This window comes from Methyloterricola oryzae (assembly GCF_000934725.1).
GTDB classification, from domain to species: domain Bacteria; phylum Pseudomonadota; class Gammaproteobacteria; order Methylococcales; family Methylococcaceae; genus Methyloterricola; species Methyloterricola oryzae.
In genome coordinates, this window is record NZ_JYNS01000014.1 from 78,074 (window position 1) to 98,729 (window position 20,656).

A 20,656-nucleotide genomic window follows, 5' to 3' on the forward strand; every position below is an offset into this window, starting at 1 on the left:
TCGTCAGCCATCCTCTGAAATCCGCTTGGGACGTTCGACCTGCGTTGCCGGACCTCCGGCCCCAGGCAAGGCGGCCGGCTCCGCTTCCATACCTGCCTCCTCGCGCGTAAAAAAGCGTGAGAACCACAAGCCGACCTCGAACAGCAGCCAGATGGGGATGGACAGCAGGGTCTGCGAGATCACGTCGGGCGGCGTCAGCACCGCGCCGATAATGAAGGCGCCGACGATGACATAGGGCCTTTTCTCCGCCATGTCCTCGCGGGAAATGATCCCGGCCCACACCAGCAGGATGGTGAGGATCGGCACCTCGAAAGCCGCGCCGAAGGCGAAGAAGATAGTCAGGATGAAATCCAGGTACTGGGTGATGTCGGTCATCACCACCACGCCTTCGGGGGCTGCCGCGGTCATGAAGGCGAACACCAGCGGGAACACCACATAGTAGGCAAAGGCGACACCGCCGTAGAACAGGAACGTGCTGGCAACCAGCAGGGGCAGGATCAGACGTTTTTCATGCCGGTACAGTCCCGGCGCCACGAAGGCCCAGGCCTGGTAGAGGATATAGGGAATGCAGGCGAAGATCGCGACGAACAGGGTCAGCTTGAACGGGGTGAGGAAGGGCGAGGCCACCTCGATGGCGATCATCTGCGAGCCGGCCGGCATGTGCTTCATCAGGGGCCCGGCCAGGTAGTTGTAGATGGGGTTGGCGTAATAGGCCAGCCCCAGGAACGCCAGGAGCACCGCCAGGATGGCGCGCAGCAGCCGGTCGCGCAGCTCGATCAGGTGCGAAATGAAGGGCTGCTCGCTATCCTCCGGCTCAGTGTGCCTGGCCGTCATTCGCATCGTCCGCGGGCTTGGGGCGTTTCTCGGTGTCCGAAGGCAAAATCTCGATGGACTCCTCCAGGCTGGCCTGGATCTGGCGCTTCTTGTCCTGCAGCGACTGTTTCAAGTCCTGCAATTCCAACTCGTGATTGATCTCGTCGCGCACCGAAGTGACCGCGTGGCGCGCCTTCCTGATCCAGAGCGCCGCTTCGCGCGCAACCCGCGGCAGGCGCTCGGGCCCGAAAACCAGCAAGGCGATGAGCGCTATCAGCGCGACTTCCCAGAAGCCTACGTCGAACATGGGCGGACTGCGGGGCGATCAGCTCTTGTCGTCCTTGCGGGCCTCGCCGTCGATGACGTGCTCGCCCTCGCCGGCCTTCTTTTCACCCTCGCTCTCGTTCATGGCCGAGCGGAAGCTCTTGATGGCGCTGCCCAGGTCGCCGCCGATATTGCGCAGGCGCTTGGTGCCGAACACCACCAACACGATCAAGAACAGGAGCACCAGCTCCCATATACCGATTCCCATGTTTTGCTCCTTAGGTACTCAGATGACGGAAAGGCCAGTCGATGGCAGGAAGGCGATAAGATAGCCGAAGATGGACGCGCCCGAAATGGCCTGGCCCTAGAACTTGAGGTCGTCAAAGCTGGAGATATGCGGCTCGACGCGTCCATCGGTCTCCGCCAGGTAGAAGGGTTCGCGGCTCATGGCCCGCTGCAGGCGCTCCCGCAGATCCTCCGCCGGGTAGTCGGCCTGGATCTGGAAGCTGACGTAGGGCAGGGCCACCGATTCGCACACCGCCCTGATCGGATCGCCGGCCTCGGGCATGCGCGCCGGATTGGTCTTGTCGTTCAACTGGATGACACAGGCCACCGTCATGTTCGACTGTTCGCACAGGACAAAGTCGAACTGGCGTCCGGTGATGGGGCTGAATGCGAGCCGGGTTTCACTCCTGGAAACGCCCTTCTTGGGCAGGATGATGTCGCCCACCCGGATCTTGGCGAAAATTTCGTAGCTGTCGCCCACCGCGCGCCGCAGCGCGTGGTAGAACACGCGGTCGTCCGGAGAGAACAGAGCGGTATGTTTCTGGTAGGGGTGGCGGAAAGCGCGCGGCGCGCCACCCAGGAACCAGATGAGGCAGGCGGCCGTGCTCAAAACTAGCACTGCCGCGATGAGAACGCCGTTGCTCGACAGAATCTCCAAAAAGGGTGCTCCGGTGGGGTGTTGGCGGCGGAGAGCGCGCGCTCAGGTCTGATGCGAGGGCAATCCGCGCGTGCAACCACGTCGGCCGCGTTCGATCCGATGCTGAAATTTTGACAGATTCCGGGGCTTTTGGCGATGCAGTTCGCGTGAAGCTGGCCTTGGGCTGTTGCCTTGTCTTTTGAAGCGCCCCCCGCGCGCGGTTGCGCAAAAACGCCTGAAATTGATAAAGTTCCGCGTCGGCCATTCGCCTACGCACCCATGACTCACGCCAAGACCCGATTCGCTCCCAGCCCCACCGGCTTCATGCACCTGGGCAATGCCCGCACGGCCCTGTTCAGCGCCCTGTCTGGGGATCGATTCCTGTTGCGGATCGAGGACACCGATGCCCAGCGCTCCCGCGCCGAGTTCGTGCAGGAGTTGCTGGCCGACCTGCGCTGGATGGGGCTTGCTTGGGACGAAGGTCCTGCGGGTGCCGAGCCGGACGATTATTTCCAGTCCCGCCGCGGCGCGGTGTACGCACGCTACTACAAGGAACTGGAGTCCAGCGGTCTGGCCTATCCCTGCTTCTGCTCGGCGGCGGAGCTGGAAGTCACCCGCAAGGTGCAGCTCAGCTCCGGTCAGCCGCCTCGTTACAGCGGGCGCTGCGCCCATCTTTCGGTCGAGGAGGTGGAACGCAAGCGCGCGGAAGGTCTTCAGCCCACCCTCAGGTTTCGGGTGCCTCGCGAACAGGCCGTGGAGTTCGAGGACGCCGTGCGCGGGCCCCAGAAATTCCAGGCGGGCGACATAGGCGATTTCATCATCCGCCGCGCCGACGGTACGCCAGCTTTTTTCTTCTGCAACGCCATCGACGATGCCCTGATGGGCGTGACCCTGGTGCTGCGCGGCGAGGACCATCTGGCCAATACCCCGCGCCAGTTGCTGCTGCTGGAGGCCTTAGGTCTCGCGGCACCCGCCTATGCCCATATCTCGCTCATCGTGGGCGACGATGGCGCGCCGCTGTCCAAGCGCAACGGCAGCCGCAGCATCAATCAGTTGCGTGAGGAAGGTTATTTTTCCGAGGCGGTGAACAACATGCTGGCGCGGGTGGGGCATCATTACGATAGCGACGACCTGCTTTCCCATGAGGATCTCAAGGCGCGCTTTGACCTGTCCCATCTGGGCAAATCGCCCTCACGTTTCGACATCACCCATCTCAACCACTGGCAGGAACTGGCGGTGCGGGCGGCGGACGAGGATACCCTCTGGGCCTGGCTGCGCGAGGAAACCCGCGCCATCACGCCGGCGCCGTCCCGCTCCCTGTTCCTCGAGATCGTGCGCAGCAATTGCATGTTTCCCGCCCAGGCCGATGAGTGGGCGCGCATTCTTTTCACGGATGAGCTGCCCATGGAGCCAGAAACCGAGGCTATCGCGCGGCAGGCGGGAGAGTCATTTTTCCTGGCGGCCCTGGACGCGGCCGCCAGCGCCGGCCCCGCGTTCGCGCATTTCATGGACCAGTTAAAGTCCGGCACGGGCGCCAAGGGCAAGCAGTTGTTCATGCCCTTGCGCGCGGCACTCTCGGGGCGCCTGGACGGGCCCGAGATCGGCAAGCTGTATGCAGCCCTCGATCCCACGCGCCTGCGCCGCCGCCTGGCGGAGTACGCCGGCGAAGCGCAGTGAACGCGGATTCAGAAGCGGGAGCGGTCGCCGCGCCAAAACCGGCGATCGGCGTGGGGGGGATCGTTTTCGACGCGCAAGGCCGCGTCCTGCTGATCCAGCGCGCCACGCCACCCCAGCAGGGCCGCTGGCACGTGCCGGGCGGCAAGCTAGAGCCGGGCGAATCGCTGGTGGAGGCCTGCCGCCGTGAAGTCCGCGAGGAAACCGGGGTGCAGATCGAGGTCCAACGCGTGCTCGCCATGGTCGAGCGGCGCGAGCAAGGTTTCCACTATGTCATCATCGACTTCCTGGGTACGCTCGTCGAGGGTAGCGATGCCGACTGCCGTGCCGCCGACGATGCCGCCAGCGCTGCCTGGGTCGCGCCCGATGAACTGGGAGGCTATCCCCTGGCGCCCGGTCTGGCGCCTATACTGGAGCGGGCCCGGCGCGCCCTGAGCGGCGAAGACCTGGGCCTCGTGGCGCGGGAACTGCCCATGACCGATTTCCTGCCGAACCCCTGACCGAGCGCGTACCTGCCGGCAACCACCTGACACCGCTAACAAGCCAAGATGTTGAAGATACACAACACGCTGACCCGCAAGAAAGAAACCTTCGCTCCCATCGCGCCGGGCAGGATCGGCATCTATGTGTGCGGGATGACCGTTTACGACTACTGCCACCTGGGGCATGCGCGGGTCATGGTGGTGTTCGACACGGTGGTGCGCTACCTGCGCCACCTGGGTTTCCAGGTGAACTATGTGCGTAACATCACGGACATCGACGACAAGATCATCAAGCGCGCTGCGGAGAAGGGCGAGTCCATCGCTGAGCTGACAGCGCGCTTCATCGACGCCATGCACGAGGACGAGCAGGCCCTGGGGGTGTTGCCGCCGGATCACGAGCCCAGGGCCACCGATTCCATCGACGCCATCATCGCCATGATCCAGCGCCTGCAGGACCAGGGCTATGCCTATGTGGGTGGCAACGGCGACGTGTTCTACGCGGTGGGCCGCTTCTCCGGCTACGGTCGCCTGTCCGGCAAGAACATCGAGGAACTACGCGCCGGCGAGCGGGTGGACGTGGACGAGGCCAAGCGCGATCCCCTGGACTTCGTGCTGTGGAAGTCGGCCAAGCCTGGCGAGCCGCAGTGGGCATCGCCCTGGGGCCCGGGCCGTCCCGGTTGGCATATCGAGTGTTCGGCCATGTCCACCGGCTGCCTGGGTGAGCACTTCGACATCCACGGCGGCGGCATGGACCTGCAGTTTCCCCATCACGAAAACGAGATTGCGCAGTCCGAGGGCGCCACGGGCGAGACCTTCGTGAACCTGTGGATGCATAACGGATTCGTGCGCGTCAACGAGGAGAAGATGTCCAAATCCCTGGGCAATTTCTTCACGGTACGCGAGATCCTGCAGCGCTACCGGCCGGAGGCGGTGCGCTTCTTCATCCTCAACAGCCACTACCGCAGTCCGCTGAATTATTCGGACGAGAACCTGGATGAGGCCAATGCGGCGCTGACGCGCCTGTATACCGCCCTGCGCGGTCTGGAACCGGAATCCGGCGAAGGTTTCGGCGCCGAGTACCGGGAACGCTTCGAAGCGGCCATGCAGGACGACTTCAACACGCCGGTGGCGCTGTCGGTGCTGTTCGAACTGGCGCGGGAAATCAACCGGCAGAAGGAGGCCGACCCGGCTGCTGCGCACAGCCTCGCGGGCGTGCTCAAAGAGCTTGCCGGCATCCTGGGGCTGCTCGGCGACACGGCGGAGGATTGGTTGCAGGGCAACGGCGAAGGCGAGACGGGAGGTCTGGATGCAACGCAGATCGCGGCGCTTATCCAGTGCCGACAGGACGCCAAGAAAGCCAAGAACTGGGCCGAGGCCGATCGCATCCGGGATGAGCTGAAGCGCCAGGGCATCGTCCTGGAGGACTCGCCTTCCGGCACCACCTGGCGGCGGGAATAGGGGACGCCCCGGTGCAACTGGACCGCAAGCTGGTCGTCGCGATCTCTTCGCGGGCCCTGTTCGATCTGGACGCCTCGCACCGGCTGTATGAGACCGAGGGCAGGGAGGCCTATTGCCGCTATCAGGTGGAGCACGAGGACGAGCTGCTGGAGCCTGGCGTGGCCTTCGCGCTGGTGCGCAAGCTCCTGGCTCTCAACGCCAAGGCCGAGAAGCCGCTGGTGGAAGTCATCCTGCTTTCGCGCAACAGCGCCGACACCGGGCTGCGCATCTTCAACTCCATCAAGCATCATGGGCTCGACATCAGCCGGGCCGCCTTTACCGGTGGGCAGTCGCCCTATGGCTACATTCCCGCCTTCGGCGCCGATTTGTTTCTGTCGGCCCACGCGGAGGACGTGGTGAAGGCCCTGGACGCGGGCTACGCCGCGGCCACCATCTTTTCTTCCCAGATCGGCAGCAGCCCGACCGAACAACTGCGCATCGCCTTCGACGGTGACGCCGTGCTGTTCTCAGACGAGTCCGAGCGCATTTACCAGGCGCGCGGCCTTCAGGCTTTCACCGACAACGAGACCGAGCAGGCGCGCACGCCCCTGAGCGGCGGGCCATTCAAGGGCTTCCTCGGGGCCCTGCACCACTTGCAGCGCTGTTTCGATGCGGAGTCCTCGCCCATTCGCACCGCCCTGGTGACGGCCCGCAGCGCGCCGGCGCACGAGCGGGTGGTGCGGACCCTGCGCGCCTGGAACATCCGCATCGATGAGGCCTTGTTCCTGGGCGGGATGGAGAAGGGGCCGTTCCTCCGGGCTTTCGAGGCGGACATTTTCTTTGACGATCAGCAAGGCCACTGCGAATCCGCCAGCTGCCATGTGGCAACCGGACATGTGCCTCACGGCATCAGCAACAGCAAGGCACGGCCGGGAACGTCTTAGCCCGTAGAGGCGTCGCCGCTGGGAGACACTGGCACGGCGCGGGGGAGCGGCATAAGCTTTGGACATCGGAAACAGGATATCTGGACACGAGTTTGGCGGATTGCGGCGAACATGAACCTTTCGGGGCGAGGCTGGGATGCACAGGGAAATGAATAAGCCCCCGCGTTTCAACATCTATGTTCTCCTGGTCGGCACGTTTTTCATCCTGCTTGCCTTGTTCGTGGCGATCACCGTGTCGCAGGACATTCGGCGCGAGAAGGAGCGTTTCGCCGAGAACGCCTATTTCATCGCCACCTACCTGGAAAGCGTGGTCAATCAGAACCGCATCGCGCTGCGTGGGTTCGCGGCCTTCCTGCAGGGTAGCGACCTGAACGACGATGTCGCCCTGGGAGCTTACGCCCGCGCGGTGGTCCACGATCATGGCCCGCTGTACGCTCTGGGCCTGATTCGTAAGGTGAACAAGCCGGACCTGGAGAACTTTGTCTTGCAGCGTCAGGCCGAGGGCGCCAAGGAGTTCCAGGCCAAGGCCTATGCCGGGGAGCGCACCGCGCCCTTTCGCGGCTTGGAGGATAAACCGTCCTACCGGCTGATCAGTTTCCTGGAGTCAGCCGAGCCGCAGGAACTCGTGCTGCTGGGTCTGGATGCGGACTCGGCGCCCTTCTTCAGGGATACCTTGCGGCGGTCCTTGGTGGCGGGAGATGCCATGGCTACGCCGCCCTTCCGGGTGGGCGGCGGTGACCTCGGCTATGCCCTGTTGCGGCCGGTGACCAGCGCACAAGGGGAATTTGTTGCCGTGCTCCTGTGCAAGGCATCCAGTTTGTTGCCACCCCAGGTTATTGGCGATACGCGCCTATCCGTGTTCGTCTACCTGCAGGGAACCAGTGCCGAGGATCGCGACTATCTCATCCGGCGCGAGGCCTTTGCGCCCGGCTCCTTGGCGGCCCTGATCTTTCCCAGGTTCAGCGTGGTGCGGTCTCTGGCGGGCGACCAGCAGCCTTATGCGATCGAGGTGGAACGCAGCCTGGACTGGGAGGATATCAACTGGGACATGCTGGCGGCCATCCTTTCCGGGGGTACCCTGGTGTTCCCGCTGCTGCTGGTATACGCCAGCAGCCACCATAAGCGCGAGATGAAACGCCTTGAGCAGGGCAACAAGCTGTTCTATATGGCGAACTTCGACGCGCTTACCGGTTTGCCCAACCGTCAGTTGTTCATGAACCGCCTGGAACAATCGCTGGCGGTAGCCAAGCGTCAGGGGCTGATGCATGCCGTGCTGTTCCTGGACCTGGACGGCTTCAAGGGGGTGAACGATTACTACGGCCATCAGATCGGAGACAAGGTGCTACAGCGTGCCGCGCGCATTTTCATGCGCAGCGTGCGCGAGATCGACACCGTGGCGCGGTTGGGCGGCGACGAATTCGTGATCCTGCTGCAGGGCGTCGATGGCCGCGCCAGCGCCGAGCACGTGGCGCGCAAGATCAAGCGCGCATTCCGCAATCCCGCCGGTGATGCCAGCCGATCCGCCATTCCCATGATCGGCACCAGCATAGGCATCGCCATCTATCCGGACGATGGCGATACAGTAGACGAATTGCTCAACGCCTCGGACCTCAACATGTATCAGGACAAGGTCAGCCGTAAGTCATCCTCCCAGGTGTCGGGAACGCGCAAGGCCGATGGACGCAAGGATGACGCCGGCTGAAACGGACTGCGGGCGCGGTGCTGCAAACGGTAAGCACTGAATTAACCAGCACTGTCCGCGCAGGATGCGCCGGCTTGTGCGCTATAATCGAGCCTTGCCCAGGGGACGGCGGGACCAGGTAGGTCCCAGCCGAAGCTTCTATGGAAACCGGTCTTCGGACAGCAAGGACTTAAGTTCATATCGCGCATTGCAACTTACATGACCGAGCGGCCAATTTCGCCCCACCTGCAGGTTTACCGCCTGCCGCCCACCGCCATCTTCTCTATCAGCCACCGCGTCACCGGGGTCCTGCTGGTCGCGGGCATGTTCCTGTTGACCCTGGTTCTGATGGGCCTCGCATCGGGCCGGGAAGCTTTTCTCAGCATCCAGGCCGGTATGCAATCGGCTTTAGGCCGGGCACTGCTCTGGGCCTGGCTGTTTTCCCTGTTTTTTCATATGTGCCATGGGGTACGTCATCTGCTGTGGGATATCGGCCACGGCTTCGAGCGGGAGCGCCTCAATCGCCACGCCGGGTATGAACTGGCGGCGGCCCTGCTGCTTACGGGGCTGGTTGCCTGGTGGGCGTGAAGCAGGGGAGCGGCAAGGCTTACCGCACGCCTCTTGGGCGAGCCCGCGGACTGGGATCTGCCCACAGCGGTTCCAGCGACTGGCTCCGGCAGCGGGTCAGCGGCCTTTTGCTGATACCGCTGGGACTCTGGCTCGGATTCGCTTTGGCTCAGCTGCCCAGTGTCGGCTATGACCAGGCGCTGGGCTGGCTCCGGGCGCCCTGGAACGCTTTTCTCGCCGTCGCCGTCGCGGCTCTCGCCTTCCTCCATGGTCACCTCGGGCTGCGTGTGATCATCGAGGATTATGTCCACATACGCCCGGTGAAAGTGGCTTGTCTGCTCCTGGCTCAGTTTGCCTGCGCTGCGGGCGGGCTGGCGGCGGTGCTGGCCATCCTCCGCATCGCCTTCGGGACCTGAGCATGGGCAAGGCCTACGAGATCGTTACCCACTACTACGACGCCGTCGTCATCGGCGCGGGCGGCGCCGGCCTGCGCGCCACCCTGGGTCTGGCCGAGAAGGGGCTCAAGACCGCTTGCCTTACCAAGGTCTTCCCCACCCGCAGCCACACCGTCGCCGCCCAGGGCGGCATCAGCGCGGCACTGGGCAACATGGGCGAGGACGACTGGCGCTGGCATATGTACGACACCGTAAAGGGGTCGGACTGGCTGGGCGATCAGGATGCCATCGAATACATGTGCCGCGAGGCGGTTCCGTCCGTCATCGAACTGGAACATTACGGCGTGCCCTTCTCGAGGACAGCCGACGGCCGTATATACCAGCGCCCCTTCGGTGGCATGACCACCCGTTTCGGCGATGGCACGGCCCAGAGGACCTGCGCCGCGGCGGATCATACCGGCCACGCCATACTGCACACGCTTTACCAGCAGTCCCTCAAGTTCCAGGCTGAGTTCTTCGTCGAGTACATCGCGCTGGATCTGATCATGGAGGAGGGCGAGTGCCTGGGCGTTCTGGCCTGGCGACTGGACGACGGTTCCCTGCACCTGTTCCGGGGGCACGTCACCCTGGTTGCCACCGGCGGTTACGGGCGTTGCTATTTCTCCGCCACCTCGGCCCATATCTGCACCGGCGATGGCAACGCCATGGTGCTGCGCGCGGGACTGCCCTTGCAGGACATGGAGTTCGTGCAATTTCATCCCACCGGCATTTATGGCGCGGGTTGCCTGATTACCGAGGGCGTGCGCGGAGAAGGAGGCTTCCTCACCAATTCGGAAGGCGAGCGCTTCATGCAGCGCTACGCGCCCCATGCCCGCGACTTGGCCTCAAGGGATGTGGTCAGCCGCGCCATTACCCTGGAGGTGCGCGAAGGCCGGGGCGTCGGGCCGCACAAGGACCACGCCCATCTGCACCTGGAGCATCTGGATCCCGAAGTGATCCGCGAGCGCCTGCCGGGTATCGCGGAAACGGCCAAGATCTTTGCCGGGGTGGATGTCACACGCGATCCCATTCCGGTACTGCCCACGGTGCATTACAACATGGGGGGCATCCCCACCAACTATCATGCCGAGGTGCTCACCCTCAGGGACGGCGATCCGGAGAGCGTGGTGCCGGGCCTCATGGCCATTGGCGAGGCGGCCTGCGTCTCGGTCCATGGCGCCAATCGCCTGGGCTCCAATTCGTTGCTCGACCTGATCGTGTTCGGCCGCGCCGCGGGAATGCGCGCCGCAGAGCTGATCAAGCCGCGCACGCCGCACAAGCCGCTTGGCGCCGAGGCTTGCGCGTTTTCCCTGGATCGCTTCGACCGGTTGCGCCACGCCCGGGGCGAGCACAAGACGGCTGCCGTGCGTCTGCGCATGCAGCGTTGCATGCAGAGCCATGCCAGCGTGTTCCGCACCGGCCCGGTGCTGGAGGAAGGTCTCAGGCAATTGCTGGAAATCCGCGCCGAATTCGACCAGGTGCAGGTGAGCGACCGCTCGCTGATCTGGAACACCGACCTGGCCGAAACCCTGGAACTGCAGAACTTGCTGGAACAGTCCCTGGTCACCGTGGCGTCCGCCCTGAACCGGCGCGAGAGTCGTGGCGGCCACGCCCGGGAAGACTATCCGGAGCGCGATGACGAGAACTGGCTGAAGCACACCCTCTGCTGGCTGGACGAGCAGCGGCGCATTCGCCTGGATTACCGGCCGGTTCATCTCTACACCCTGACCGACGAGGTCGAGGTCATTCCCCCCAAGCCAAGAATCTACTAGGCACCGCCATGGGCATCCTGGATCTGCTCAAGCCCGCATTCAAGCGGGGCAAGGTTCACACCGCGGCCCCCGACGCCACTAACGTCCGCCGCTTCGAAGTCTATCGGTTCGATCCGGAAGTTGGCGGCGGGCCCAGTGTCGATGTGTTCGAAATCGACATGGACCGCTGCGGACCCATGGTGCTGGACGCGCTGCTGTTCATGAAGAACGAGCAGGATAGCGGCTTGAGCTTCCGACGCTCCTGCCGGGAGGGCGTGTGCGGCTCCTGCGCCATGAACATCGACGGGCGCAATACCCTGGCCTGCACCAAGCCTATCGCCGATTGCGCGGAAACCGTGCGTGTCTTTCCGCTGCCGCACCTGCCGGTCATCAAGGACTTGGTGGGGGATCTTACGCAGTTTTTCGCGCAATACGCGTCCATCAAGCCCTGGCTGACCGCGCAGACGCCGCCTCCGGCGGACCGCGAGCGTTTGCAGGGACGCGAGGAGCGCCAGCAGCTCGACGGCTTGTATGAGTGCATACTGTGCGCCTGTTGTTCCACCGCCTGCCCCAGCTACTGGTGGAACGGCGACCGCTATCTGGGGCCTGCCACGCTGCTCCAGGCCTATCGCTGGATCGCCGACAGCCGCGATGAGACCGCCGGAGAGCGGCTCGATGCCCTGGAAGACCCCTTCAAGCTTTATCGTTGCCACACCATCATGAACTGCACCGACACCTGTCCGAAGGGTCTCAATCCGGCGAAAGCCATCGCCGAGATCAAGAGCCTTCTGGTCGAACGCCAGTCGTGAGCGGGCCCCCGGGCGCCCTGCAGTGGCGCTGTCGGCGGGGCGTGCGCGAGTTGGACGTGCTTCTGGAAGCCTACCTGCGGGAACGCCATCCTACTGCCTCGCCGGCCGAGCAGGCAGCCTTTCTCGAACTGCTGGACCTCCCGAACCAGCGCCTCTTGGACTATCTTTTAGGTAACACCAGTCCAGACGAGGGGCCGGCCCGGCACATCGTTGACTACATCCGCCGTCAGCCTCCGGCTTGAGCCGGTCAGCTCCACCACCCTCACGACGACCCTAGCCCTGGCACATGGATTGGCGGCCGCCGCCATTGTGTGCACGCCTTGGCCGTACTGGGCTCAATCAATCTGCCTTTTGGCGATTCTGACGGGTGCCGTCCTGGGCGCCCGGACATTCTTGCGGGAGAACGGGGTGAAAGCACTGTGCATGCTCAAAGATGCCTCCTGGCGGCTCACGCTGCGCGATGGCAGCGAGTGGCGTGGAACCTTGAACGGCGATAGTCTGGTGAACCCCTGGCTGTGCCTGCTCATCCTTGACGGTGCGGCCGGAAGGCGGCGGGTACTGATCCTCCGTGACAGCCTGGATCGGAACAGCTTTCGCCGGCTGCGGGTGGGCCTCAGAGTCCACTCTGCGCCAGGCCGCGCGGCAGCCCTAGCCAAAGGAAGGTAGCGGAATGCGCGGCGTCTGGCTGGCCATCCTGTTCCTGCTAGTCAATGCATGGGGCATGATGGCCTGCGCTAATTCCAAGTTGGACGTGGTGCTCCTGTTGGACAACTCTGCCAGCATGCTGACCTCGGACCCGGACAACCTGAGGCTGGATGCGGTCCGTGGTTTCATGGCGCTGTTGCGCGAAGACGACCGCCTCGCGGTATTCACTTTCGGCGAACGTGTCAAACCCATCAGCGATTTCGTGCTCTTGGATGCCAAGACGCGCTTGCGCCTCGAAGCGCGCGTCGTGCAGGAGATGACCCCCAGCGCGGCCTACACCAATCTGCACGCCCCCCTGGCGCAGGCCCTGGACCAGTTGGCTGGCCGGCGCCCCGACGCTGTGCCCATGGTTGTGCTGTTTACTGATGGACGCATGGATATGGGCGACGTGAGGACCGATGAGCGCCTGACGCGAGAACTCGTCGAGCACGTGCTGCCGCGCTACCGCGCCGGCGGAGCGCGCATTTACGGACTGGCCTTCTCCGATGGGTCCGACCGCGGCCTGCTGGATACGCTGGCTCTCAATACCGGCGGTTTCTCCCACAGTGCGCAGCGGCCTCAGGATGTCTGGCGGGCCTTCGGCAATTTGTTCGAGAATATCAAGAAGCCGGACCGCTTGCCCGTGCGGGACGGCCGCTTTCTGGTGGATGCCAGCGTCAAGGAATTCAAGCTGCTTTCCGGTTCGCGCGGCGCGGAATCCCTTGTCCTGCGCTCACCCAGCGGCCGCAGCACCGTAAACCCGCCGGCGGAGCACGGCAACCCGGTGCTGACGGTACGCAGCCCCGAAGCCGGCGAGTGGCAGATATCCAACGCCGCTGGGGATGACACGGTGGTCGCCGAAAGCAGCATCGATCTGGCTACGGATCTGCCCGACTACGTCGCCGCGGGGCGCCTTCCGAGACCACTGAAGTTGTGGGCAGAGGAGGAAGGCCCGGCCGGCGCGCTGAACCTGTCCCGCATGTCCCTGCATTGGTGGCCGGAGCAGGACCCGCAGGCGCGGCGCGTGGTCCCTCTTCAGCGGGTGGGCAGTCAGGGACCTTTTACCGGCCAGATGCCGGTGCTCGGCCTTGGAACCTACAGCCTCGAATTGGACGCGGAAGGGCCGTCCTTTCGTCGCAGCAAGCGCATTAGCTTGCGCGTGGTGTCCGATTCGACACCCATTCCGGCGGTCGCGGCACAGGTGCCAACGCCGCGGCCGTCACTCTCGCGGCCAGAACCGAGCCCGCCTGTTACCCCGAGGGAAGCGGTGCAGACGGATTTCTTCGGATTGTTCAGAATCGAGGACCAGGCCGCCTGGACGACGTTGCGCAGCATCTTTTGGACTAATCTGGTGCTGTGCGTGGTCATCGGCGTCGTCCTCATATGGCGCCGCTGGCGCCGCACGCGGGAGGGGCATTGAGTACAGGAGTCGGGTCGTCTTGATCTCGGTACATCCATATCTTTTTTTCGGCCTGTTGGACCTGGCGGCGGTATTGCTGGCAGCTTGCGGCTTTCTATTGTGGAAATGGCGCCAGCAATCCAACCGGCTGAAGCTGATTGATACCCACTGGGCCGAAGCGCGTGCCGCGATGGAAGCGGCGATTGCCGCTCTGCATGGGGCCGGCAACGAGCGCCGCATCGCCAGCTACCGGGCCATGCAGCACCTGTTTGATCCCGATCCCTGCACCGGGAGTGGGGCCTGGAAGACGTGTTCCAACGCCGTGGTGGCCTTGGTATCTGACCTGGAGGCTGAATTGAAGCGCGCCTCGGATGAGCTGAGGCGGCTCAGCCTGGAAGGTGACGACGAGCCCAAGCCGGGGCGCGAGGGAACCGCGCGGCTGGGTCAGGATGGCATGCCGTCGGCCCATGACGAGTTCGAGCGCGAGTCCTGGCGAGGACTTGGCGACATGGAAAAGCTGGTGGACGATCAGCATAGGCAATTGCGGGAACTGGCCCGATACCGGGGCGCCGTCTCGGATCTTTCCGAGCGCTTGGGTAGGGTCAATCTGGCCAACCAGAAACTGCTGGAGTACCTGCGCAGTGTCTGTTCCGACGATAGATACCGCTTCCTGCAGCAGATGGTCGACAAGTTCCAGCATGGCGGGCAGGAGTTGGATAGCGTGGTGCTTGAACTGGAGAAGGAAAAGCAGCATCTGGAGCCACGGATCGCCTTGCTGTCCGAGCAGAACGAGCATTTGCAGGCCACCTTGAAGCAGCAGCGCAGGCAGTTGGAAAGGGCCTTGCAGGACAAGGCTGATCTCAAGGCGACCGTAGACGAGCAGGAAAAGCGCATTGCCATGCGCAACAAATCCTACGACCGCCTGCACAAGAAATTCGACGCTCTCAGGCGCGAATACCTGACTTTGTATGAACTGGCTACCAAGGGCGGCAAGAGCATCCGCAGTTCGTCCGGATTGTGAGTGGTTCGGGTTGTCCGATAGAGCCCAAGCGAGTATGTCATGAACACGATCGATCTCACTCAACTGGCCGCGGAGCCTGATCTTGCCAAACCGACCCCGCTTTTTGCCGCCGGCACCCATGCGATTTACTGGCTCGGCATCAGCGAGCGGGCCGCGTTTCGCTGCAACAGCTTTATGGTGGTCGACACGGATGAAGTCCTGCTGATCGACCCGGGCAGCCGCGCCCATTTCGCGGAAACCAAGGCGCGCGTCGCACAAATCGTCGCGCCGGAGCAGGTGACCGGCATCGTGCTTTGTCATCAGGACCCCGACGTGGCCGCATCGCTGCCAGACTGGCTTGAGGTCAACCCCAGGCTCAAGGTCTACACCAGCCTGCGTGCCAATGCGTTGCTGCCATTCTATGGCGCCAGCGGCTATGACTTTGTCGACGTGTGGGTGGAAAAAAAGCTGAAACTGCCGAGCGGCGGGGAACTGCATTTTCTGCCAGCCCCCTTCCTGCACTTCGCCGGGGCAGTCGCGACCTACGATAGCGCTTCGGGTTTCCTGTTTTCCGGCGATATCTTTGCCGCGGTCAGCACCGACTGGCGCCTAGTGGTGGACGAGTTCGTCAGCCATTCCATCAAAATGGACATGTTCCATATCGACTACATGGCGTCCAATGTGGCCGCCCGGGGCTTCGTGCGTTCACTGGAGCCCTACGAAATCAAAGCTATCCTGCCCCAGCACGGCTCCATCATTCCGCAGCAGTTCGTCGCCGATGCGATCGAATACCTGGAAGAACTGGAGTGCGGCACGGACGTCTTGTATCCGGATCTGAACTACTGAGTTCCCTCTCCCTCAAAGGGGCGCGGCCGCCTGGTTTCTCAGGCTGCTGCGCCCTGTTCCGCGTTGCCTCGCGCGCCCAATTTGTTGTGAAAGCCGACGGGCCTTCTGGGTTACAATAACGCATCCATTCAGTTCACAGCAGGTAGGTTATGTTTAGCAGGGGTATGGAAATCGCCGGATTCGACGACGAGTTGTGGGCGGCGATCCAGAACGAGGAAAGACGCCAGGAGGAGCATATCGAGCTGATCGCTTCGGAGAACTATGCCAGTCCGCGCGTCCTCCAGGCTCAGGGCACGGTGCTGACCAACAAATATGCCGAAGGCTATCCGGCGAAGCGCTATTACGGCGGCTGCGAGAATGTCGACGTGGTGGAGGATCTCGCCATCCAGCGCGCCAAGGAACTGTTCGGGGCGGATTATGCCAACGTGCAGCCGCACTCCGGTTCCCAGGCCAATGCCGCCGTCTACATGGCCCTGCTCAACCCGGGCGACACGGTGCTGGGCATGAGCCTGGCCCATGGCGGCCATCTGACCCACGGCGCCAAAGTCAACTTCTCCGGCAAGATCTATAACGCCGTGCAGTACGGCCTGAACACCGCGACCGGCGAAATCGACTACGAGCAGGTGGAGGCGCTGGCCCGCGAGCACAAACCCAAGATGATCGTGGCCGGCTTCTCGGCTTACTCGAGGGTGGTGGATTGGGCGCGTTTCCGTCGCATCGCCGACGAGATCGGGGCTTACCTCATGGTCGACATGGCGCACGTGGCGGGCCTGGTGGCGGCGGGCGTGTATCCCAACCCGGTGCAGATCGCCGATGTCACCACCACCACCACCCACAAGACACTGCGCGGCCCGCGCGGCGGCCTGATCCTGGCGAAGGCGAACCCAGAGCTGGAGAAGAAGTTCAACTCCCTGGTGTTTCCGGGCATCCAGGGCGGTCCCCTGATGCATGTGATCGCCGCCAAGGCGGTGGCCCTCAAGGAAGCACTGCAGCCGGAGTTCAAGGCCTATCAGCAAGCCGTGGTGGAGAATGCCCAGGCCATGGCCGAAGCCTTCGTGGCCCGCGGCTACAAGATCGTCTCCGGCGGCACCGACAACCATCTGTTCCTGGTGGATCTGATAGAGAAGGGCATCACCGGCAAGCTGGCGGACGAGAAACTGGGCCTGGCCTACATCACCGTCAACAAGAACGCGGTGCCCAACGATCCTCAGTCTCCCTTCGTCACCAGCGGCATCCGCATTGGCACGCCCGCCGTCACCACGCGCGGCTTCGGCAAGGCTGAGTGCGTGACCTTGGCGGGCTGGATTTGCGATGTGCTGGACGACCCCGAGAACGAGGCGGTGATCGAGCGCGTGCGCAACGAGGTGATGGCCATCTGCCGCAAGTTCCCGGTCTATCCGGACTGAGCCGGTTGACATTCCGAGGCGCCGAGCCGAAGCATGCGCTGTCCTTTCTGTGGAGCCCAGGATACGCGGGTGATAGACTCGCGCCTGTCCCAGGAGGGCGATCAGGTCCGGCGAAGGCGCGAATGCAGCGAATGCCGCGAGCGTTTCACCACCTATGAATCAGCGGAACTGAATCTGCCGCGTGTGGTGAAGAGCAATGGCAGCCGAGAGCCGTTCCGCGAGGAGAAGCTCAGGGCAGGCATGCTCAGGGCTCTGGAGAAGCGCCCGGTGGGCAGCGACCGCATCGAAGCCGCCATCAATCACATCAAGAAGCGCCTGCTGGCGCGGGGTGAACGCGAAGTGCCGTCGCGCCTGCTGGGGGAAAACGTCATGCACGAATTGGCCGCCCTGGACGACGTGGCCTATGTGCGTTTCGCCTCGGTGTACCGGAGTTTCCAGGACGTCAACGAGTTCCGGGAAGTGATCGAGCACCTGGAGCGCCAGCCCAGCGCGGACGACACCAAGGACCAGACGGACCTGTTCGAGGGGTGAGATTCTCCGGGGCGTCCATGATGGATCAGGTTTGCCGCGCGCGGCGATGAGCCGGATGAATGAGTTTTCGGCCGACGATGCCGCTTTTATGGCGCGCGCGTTGCAGTTAGCGGAGCGTGGCCTTTGGACCACCCATCCCAACCCGCGGGTCGGCTGCGTTTTGGTGCGCGACGGCGCGGTTGTCGGGGAAGGCTGGCATGAGCGCGCGGGCGGGCCCCATGCCGAGGTCATGGCGCTGCGCATGGCAGGCGAGGGCGCCCGCGGCAGCACCGCCTATGTGACCCTGGAGCCCTGCTGTCACCATGGCCGCACACCGCCCTGCAGCGAGGCCCTGGTTGCGGCGGGGATAACGCGCGTGGTGGCGGCCATGGAAGACCCCAACCCCCTGGTTGCGGGCAAAGGCCTGGCGACGCTGCGGGATGCCGGTCTGGCCGCATCCTCAGGGCTCATGGGAACCGCGGCCGAGGCCTTGAACCGCGGTTTCTGCCAGCGCATGCGCAGCGGCCGGCCATTCCTGTTCAGCAAACTGGCCATGAGCCTGGATGGCCGCACCGCCCTGGCCTCCGGCGAAAGCCGCTGGATCACGGGGGCGGCGGCGCGGCAAGAGGTGCATCGGCTCAGGGCCGCCAGTTCCGCCGTCCTGACCGGCATCGGCACGGCCCTGGCGGACGATCCGGCCTTGACCGTGCGGTTGCCGGGGATAGAGGTGGAGCGCCAGCCCGCGCGGGTTTTGGTGGATTCCAGCCTGCGCTTGCCGACCACGGCACAGATGCTGCTCCAACCGGGCCAGACCGTGTTGATTGCCGCAGAAAGCGCTGATGCCGCGCGCGCCGACGCCTTGCGGGCGGCCGGTGCCGAGGTCCTCCTCCTGCCGGCTGATGCGTCCTGCCGGGTGGATTTCGCACATCTGCCTACCGCGCTGGGGCGTCTCGGTTACAACGAGGTCATGGTGGAGGCGGGGCCCACCCTGAATGGCGCCCTGCTCAAGGCCGGCCTGGTGGATGAATGGATCGTCTACCTGGCGCCGCTGGTGCTGGGTGACGAAGGGCGCGGCTTGTTCCATCTGCCGGGCATCGAGCGCATGACCGACCGCATCGATCTGCGCCTGATTGAATCGCGCCAGGTGGGGCAAGATTTGCGGCTGCGCTTCGGGCGCGTCGGTTAACCTTAATCACGGCGCGCCTGGTACGGCGGCCTTGGCAAATTCAAGCTCAAACAGCGAGGACCATGTTCACAGGCATCATTCAGGCGGTGGGACGCATCGCCCAGTTGGATACGCGCGGCGGCGACTGCCGGCTGAGCATCGAGACAGGCAAGTTGCCCTTGGCGGATGCGGCATTGGGTGACAGTATCGCCGTTAGCGGGGTCTGTCTCACCGCCGTGGAACTGGGCGCGCAGCATTTCTGCGCCGATGTCTCCCGCGAAACCCTGAGCCGCACGACCTTGGGCGGGCTATCCCGCGGCCAGGCGGTGAACCTGGAATTGGCCCTGACGCCTACCGCGCGCCTGGGCGGCCATATTGTCAGCGGGCATGTGGATGGCGTGGGTGAAGTGGTCGAGCGTCGCGCCGACGCGCGCTCCGTGCGCTTTGTCATCGACGCCCCGGCCAGTCTCGCCAAGTACATTGCGGAGAAGGGATCGATCTGCGTGGATGGCGTGAGCCTGACGGTCAACGGGGTCGATGGTGCGCGCTTCGACCTCAACATCGTGCCCCACACCCTGGCGGAAACCACCCTGGACGAATTCGTGCCGGGGCGCAAGGTGAACCTGGAAGTCGATGTCCTGGCCCGCTATCTGGAGCGGCTGATGCTGGGGGACAAGGCGGCCCTGCCGACGGGCGGCGTCACCGGAGAACTGCTGGCCCAGGCTGGCTTCATGGGAAAGAGCGGGACATGAACACCATCGCCGAGATCATCGAGGACCTGCGCCATGGCAAGATGGTGGTCATCACCGACGACGAGGACCGGGAGAACGAGGGCGATCTGGTGATGGCGGCCTCCCACTGCCGGGCGGAGGACGTTAATTTCATGGCGCGTTACGGGCGCGGGCTGATCTGCCTGACCTTGACCCGCGAGCGCTGCCAGCAACTGCGCCTGCCCTTGATGGTGAACGAGAACCGCACGCCCCATTCCACCAATTTCACAGTGTCCATTGAGGCGGCTTCCGGCGTTACCACCGGCATTTCCGCGGCCGACCGGGCGCGCACCATTCAGTGCGCGGTGGCGCCCAACGCGAAGCCCGACGATCTGGTGCAGCCGGGACACGTGTTCCCCCTCATGGCCCAGCCCGGCGGCGTGCTCAACCGCGCCGGACACACCGAGGCGGGCTGCGACCTGGCGCGGCTGGCGGGCACGGAACCCGCGGCCGTGATCGTCGAGATCCTCAACGACGATGGTTCCATGGCCCGCCGGCCGGACCTCGAGGCGTTTGCGGTGAAACATGGCCTCAAGATTGGCACCATCGCCGACCTGATCCACTACCGCATTCAGAACGAGAAGACCGTGGAGCGCATCTGTTCCTGCGATTTCCCCACGGACTACGGCAATTTTCGCCTGCACGCCTACCAGGATCAGATCGACAACAAGCTGCACCTGGCCCTGACCATGGGCAAGGTTTCCGGCGACGAGCCGGTGCTGGTGCGCGTGCACGGCAAGAACCTGCTGTTCGACATGTTCGGCGCCCGCCGCGACGACAGTGCGCTGCCTTTGCGCCTGGCCATGAAGAAGATCGCCGACGAGGGCCGGGGCGTGCTGGTGGTGATCCGCAAGGAAGAAGACACCAAATCCCTGGTGGAACGCATCCATCAATACAGCATGGAGGACCACGGGGTTCCCCTGCCCAATTCCGACGAGGGCGGCGACGACTGGCGCACCACCGGCACCGGGGCGCAGATCCTGGCGGACCTCGGCGTGCGCAAGCTGCGGGTGATGGGCGCGCCGAAGAAATACCTGGGCCTTTCCGGCTACGACATCGAAGTCGTCGAATACGTATCCTGCGAATAATCAAGAGAGT

General features: G+C 64.0%; 23 protein-coding genes. 19 read left to right on the plus strand and 4 right to left on the minus strand.

The window, feature by feature from the left end; all coding sequences use genetic code 11:
- Nucleotides 1–3: 3 nt before the first annotated feature.
- The 4 genes from tatC to EK23_RS16490 all read right to left on the minus strand — a co-directional run bounded on the left by tatC (nucleotide 4) and on the right by EK23_RS16490 (nucleotide 2,020).
- Nucleotides 4–834, minus strand: coding sequence for a twin-arginine translocase subunit TatC (gene tatC / locus EK23_RS16475; protein WP_082054275.1), 831 nt, complete (start codon nucleotides 832–834; stop codon nucleotides 4–6).
- The gene (tatB, locus tag EK23_RS16480; protein WP_045226484.1) at nucleotides 815–1,120 is read right to left on the minus strand and encodes a Sec-independent protein translocase protein TatB; all 306 of its coding nucleotides are present in this window, start codon (nucleotides 1,118–1,120) and stop codon (nucleotides 815–817) included. The genes tatC and tatB overlap by 20 nt, the downstream gene beginning before the upstream one ends.
- A gap of 18 nt (nucleotides 1,121–1,138) precedes the next feature.
- A complete protein-coding gene (gene tatA, locus EK23_RS16485; protein WP_045226485.1) occupies nucleotides 1,139–1,345 on the minus strand; it encodes a twin-arginine translocase TatA/TatE family subunit in 207 nt (68 codons plus the stop codon).
- Between the two features lie 96 nt (nucleotides 1,346–1,441).
- Nucleotides 1,442–2,020: a DUF2726 domain-containing protein gene (locus EK23_RS16490; RefSeq protein ID WP_045226486.1), complete on the minus strand. Its 579-nt coding sequence runs from the start codon at nucleotides 2,018–2,020 to the stop codon at nucleotides 1,442–1,444.
- A 258-nt stretch (nucleotides 2,021–2,278) separates the two neighbouring features.
- Between EK23_RS16490 and gltX the strand changes: the two genes are divergently transcribed.
- From gltX to ribBA, 19 genes are all read left to right on the plus strand, one after another.
- Nucleotides 2,279–3,676 (plus strand): glutamate--tRNA ligase, encoded by a 1,398-nt coding sequence (gene gltX / locus EK23_RS16495; RefSeq protein WP_045226487.1) that lies wholly within the window; start codon nucleotides 2,279–2,281, stop codon nucleotides 3,674–3,676.
- Nucleotides 3,673–4,173, plus strand: a complete 501-nt coding sequence (locus EK23_RS16500) for an NUDIX hydrolase (protein WP_045226488.1) — start codon at nucleotides 3,673–3,675, stop codon at nucleotides 4,171–4,173. Before gltX ends, EK23_RS16500 begins: the two co-directional genes overlap by 4 nt.
- Nucleotides 4,174–4,221: 48 nt before the next feature.
- Complete coding sequence (gene cysS, locus EK23_RS16505; RefSeq protein ID WP_045226489.1) at nucleotides 4,222–5,613, plus strand: cysteine--tRNA ligase; 1,392 nt, start codon at nucleotides 4,222–4,224, stop codon at nucleotides 5,611–5,613.
- 11 nt (nucleotides 5,614–5,624) lie between these two features.
- Nucleotides 5,625–6,536, plus strand: coding sequence for a 5'-nucleotidase (locus EK23_RS16510; RefSeq protein ID WP_097991016.1), 912 nt, complete (start codon nucleotides 5,625–5,627; stop codon nucleotides 6,534–6,536).
- A 148-nt stretch (nucleotides 6,537–6,684) separates the two neighbouring features.
- Nucleotides 6,685–8,238, plus strand: coding sequence for a sensor domain-containing diguanylate cyclase (locus EK23_RS21995; protein WP_052808270.1), 1,554 nt, complete (start codon nucleotides 6,685–6,687; stop codon nucleotides 8,236–8,238).
- A 198-nt stretch (nucleotides 8,239–8,436) separates the two neighbouring features.
- Entirely contained in the window at nucleotides 8,437–8,805 is a 369-nt protein-coding gene (sdhC, locus tag EK23_RS16520; protein ID WP_045226491.1) for a succinate dehydrogenase, cytochrome b556 subunit, read from the plus strand.
- Entirely contained in the window at nucleotides 8,796–9,200 is a 405-nt protein-coding gene (gene sdhD, locus EK23_RS16525; RefSeq protein ID WP_235282149.1) for a succinate dehydrogenase, hydrophobic membrane anchor protein, read from the plus strand. Before sdhC ends, sdhD begins: the two co-directional genes overlap by 10 nt.
- 2 nt (nucleotides 9,201–9,202) lie before the next feature.
- Nucleotides 9,203–10,990, plus strand: a complete 1,788-nt coding sequence (gene sdhA, locus EK23_RS16530) for a succinate dehydrogenase flavoprotein subunit (protein ID WP_045226492.1) — start codon at nucleotides 9,203–9,205, stop codon at nucleotides 10,988–10,990.
- Between the two features lie 8 nt (nucleotides 10,991–10,998).
- Nucleotides 10,999–11,778: a succinate dehydrogenase iron-sulfur subunit gene (locus EK23_RS16535; RefSeq protein ID WP_045226493.1), complete on the plus strand. Its 780-nt coding sequence runs from the start codon at nucleotides 10,999–11,001 to the stop codon at nucleotides 11,776–11,778.
- Entirely contained in the window at nucleotides 11,775–12,020 is a 246-nt protein-coding gene (locus EK23_RS16540; protein ID WP_045226494.1) for an FAD assembly factor SdhE, read from the plus strand. Before EK23_RS16535 ends, EK23_RS16540 begins: the two co-directional genes overlap by 4 nt.
- Nucleotides 11,989–12,444: a protein YgfX gene (locus EK23_RS16545; RefSeq protein WP_145998710.1), complete on the plus strand. Its 456-nt coding sequence runs from the start codon at nucleotides 11,989–11,991 to the stop codon at nucleotides 12,442–12,444. The genes EK23_RS16540 and EK23_RS16545 overlap by 32 nt, the downstream gene beginning before the upstream one ends.
- A gap of 4 nt (nucleotides 12,445–12,448) precedes the next feature.
- Entirely contained in the window at nucleotides 12,449–13,882 is a 1,434-nt protein-coding gene (locus EK23_RS16550) for a VWA domain-containing protein (protein ID WP_045226496.1), read from the plus strand.
- 19 nt (nucleotides 13,883–13,901) lie between these two features.
- Nucleotides 13,902–14,882, plus strand: coding sequence for a hypothetical protein (locus EK23_RS16555; RefSeq protein WP_045226497.1), 981 nt, complete (start codon nucleotides 13,902–13,904; stop codon nucleotides 14,880–14,882).
- A gap of 39 nt (nucleotides 14,883–14,921) precedes the next feature.
- Nucleotides 14,922–15,707 carry an oxygen-binding di-iron domain-containing protein gene (locus EK23_RS16560; protein ID WP_045226498.1) on the plus strand — a complete coding sequence of 262 codons (786 nt, stop codon included), beginning with the start codon at nucleotides 14,922–14,924 and terminating at the stop codon, nucleotides 15,705–15,707.
- A 149-nt stretch (nucleotides 15,708–15,856) separates the two neighbouring features.
- The gene (glyA, locus tag EK23_RS16565; protein WP_045226499.1) at nucleotides 15,857–17,113 is read left to right on the plus strand and encodes a serine hydroxymethyltransferase; all 1,257 of its coding nucleotides are present in this window, start codon (nucleotides 15,857–15,859) and stop codon (nucleotides 17,111–17,113) included.
- A 33-nt stretch (nucleotides 17,114–17,146) separates the two neighbouring features.
- Entirely contained in the window at nucleotides 17,147–17,644 is a 498-nt protein-coding gene (nrdR, locus tag EK23_RS16570) for a transcriptional regulator NrdR (RefSeq protein ID WP_045226500.1), read from the plus strand.
- A 55-nt stretch (nucleotides 17,645–17,699) separates the two neighbouring features.
- A complete protein-coding gene (ribD, locus tag EK23_RS16575; RefSeq protein WP_045226501.1) occupies nucleotides 17,700–18,809 on the plus strand; it encodes a bifunctional diaminohydroxyphosphoribosylaminopyrimidine deaminase/5-amino-6-(5-phosphoribosylamino)uracil reductase RibD in 1,110 nt (369 codons plus the stop codon).
- 62 nt (nucleotides 18,810–18,871) lie between these two features.
- The gene (locus tag EK23_RS16580) at nucleotides 18,872–19,540 is read left to right on the plus strand and encodes a riboflavin synthase (RefSeq protein ID WP_045226502.1); all 669 of its coding nucleotides are present in this window, start codon (nucleotides 18,872–18,874) and stop codon (nucleotides 19,538–19,540) included.
- Nucleotides 19,537–20,646, plus strand: a complete 1,110-nt coding sequence (gene ribBA / locus EK23_RS16585) for a bifunctional 3,4-dihydroxy-2-butanone-4-phosphate synthase/GTP cyclohydrolase II (RefSeq protein WP_045226503.1) — start codon at nucleotides 19,537–19,539, stop codon at nucleotides 20,644–20,646. The genes EK23_RS16580 and ribBA overlap by 4 nt, the downstream gene beginning before the upstream one ends.
- The last annotated feature ends 10 nt before the right edge of the window (nucleotides 20,647–20,656 follow it).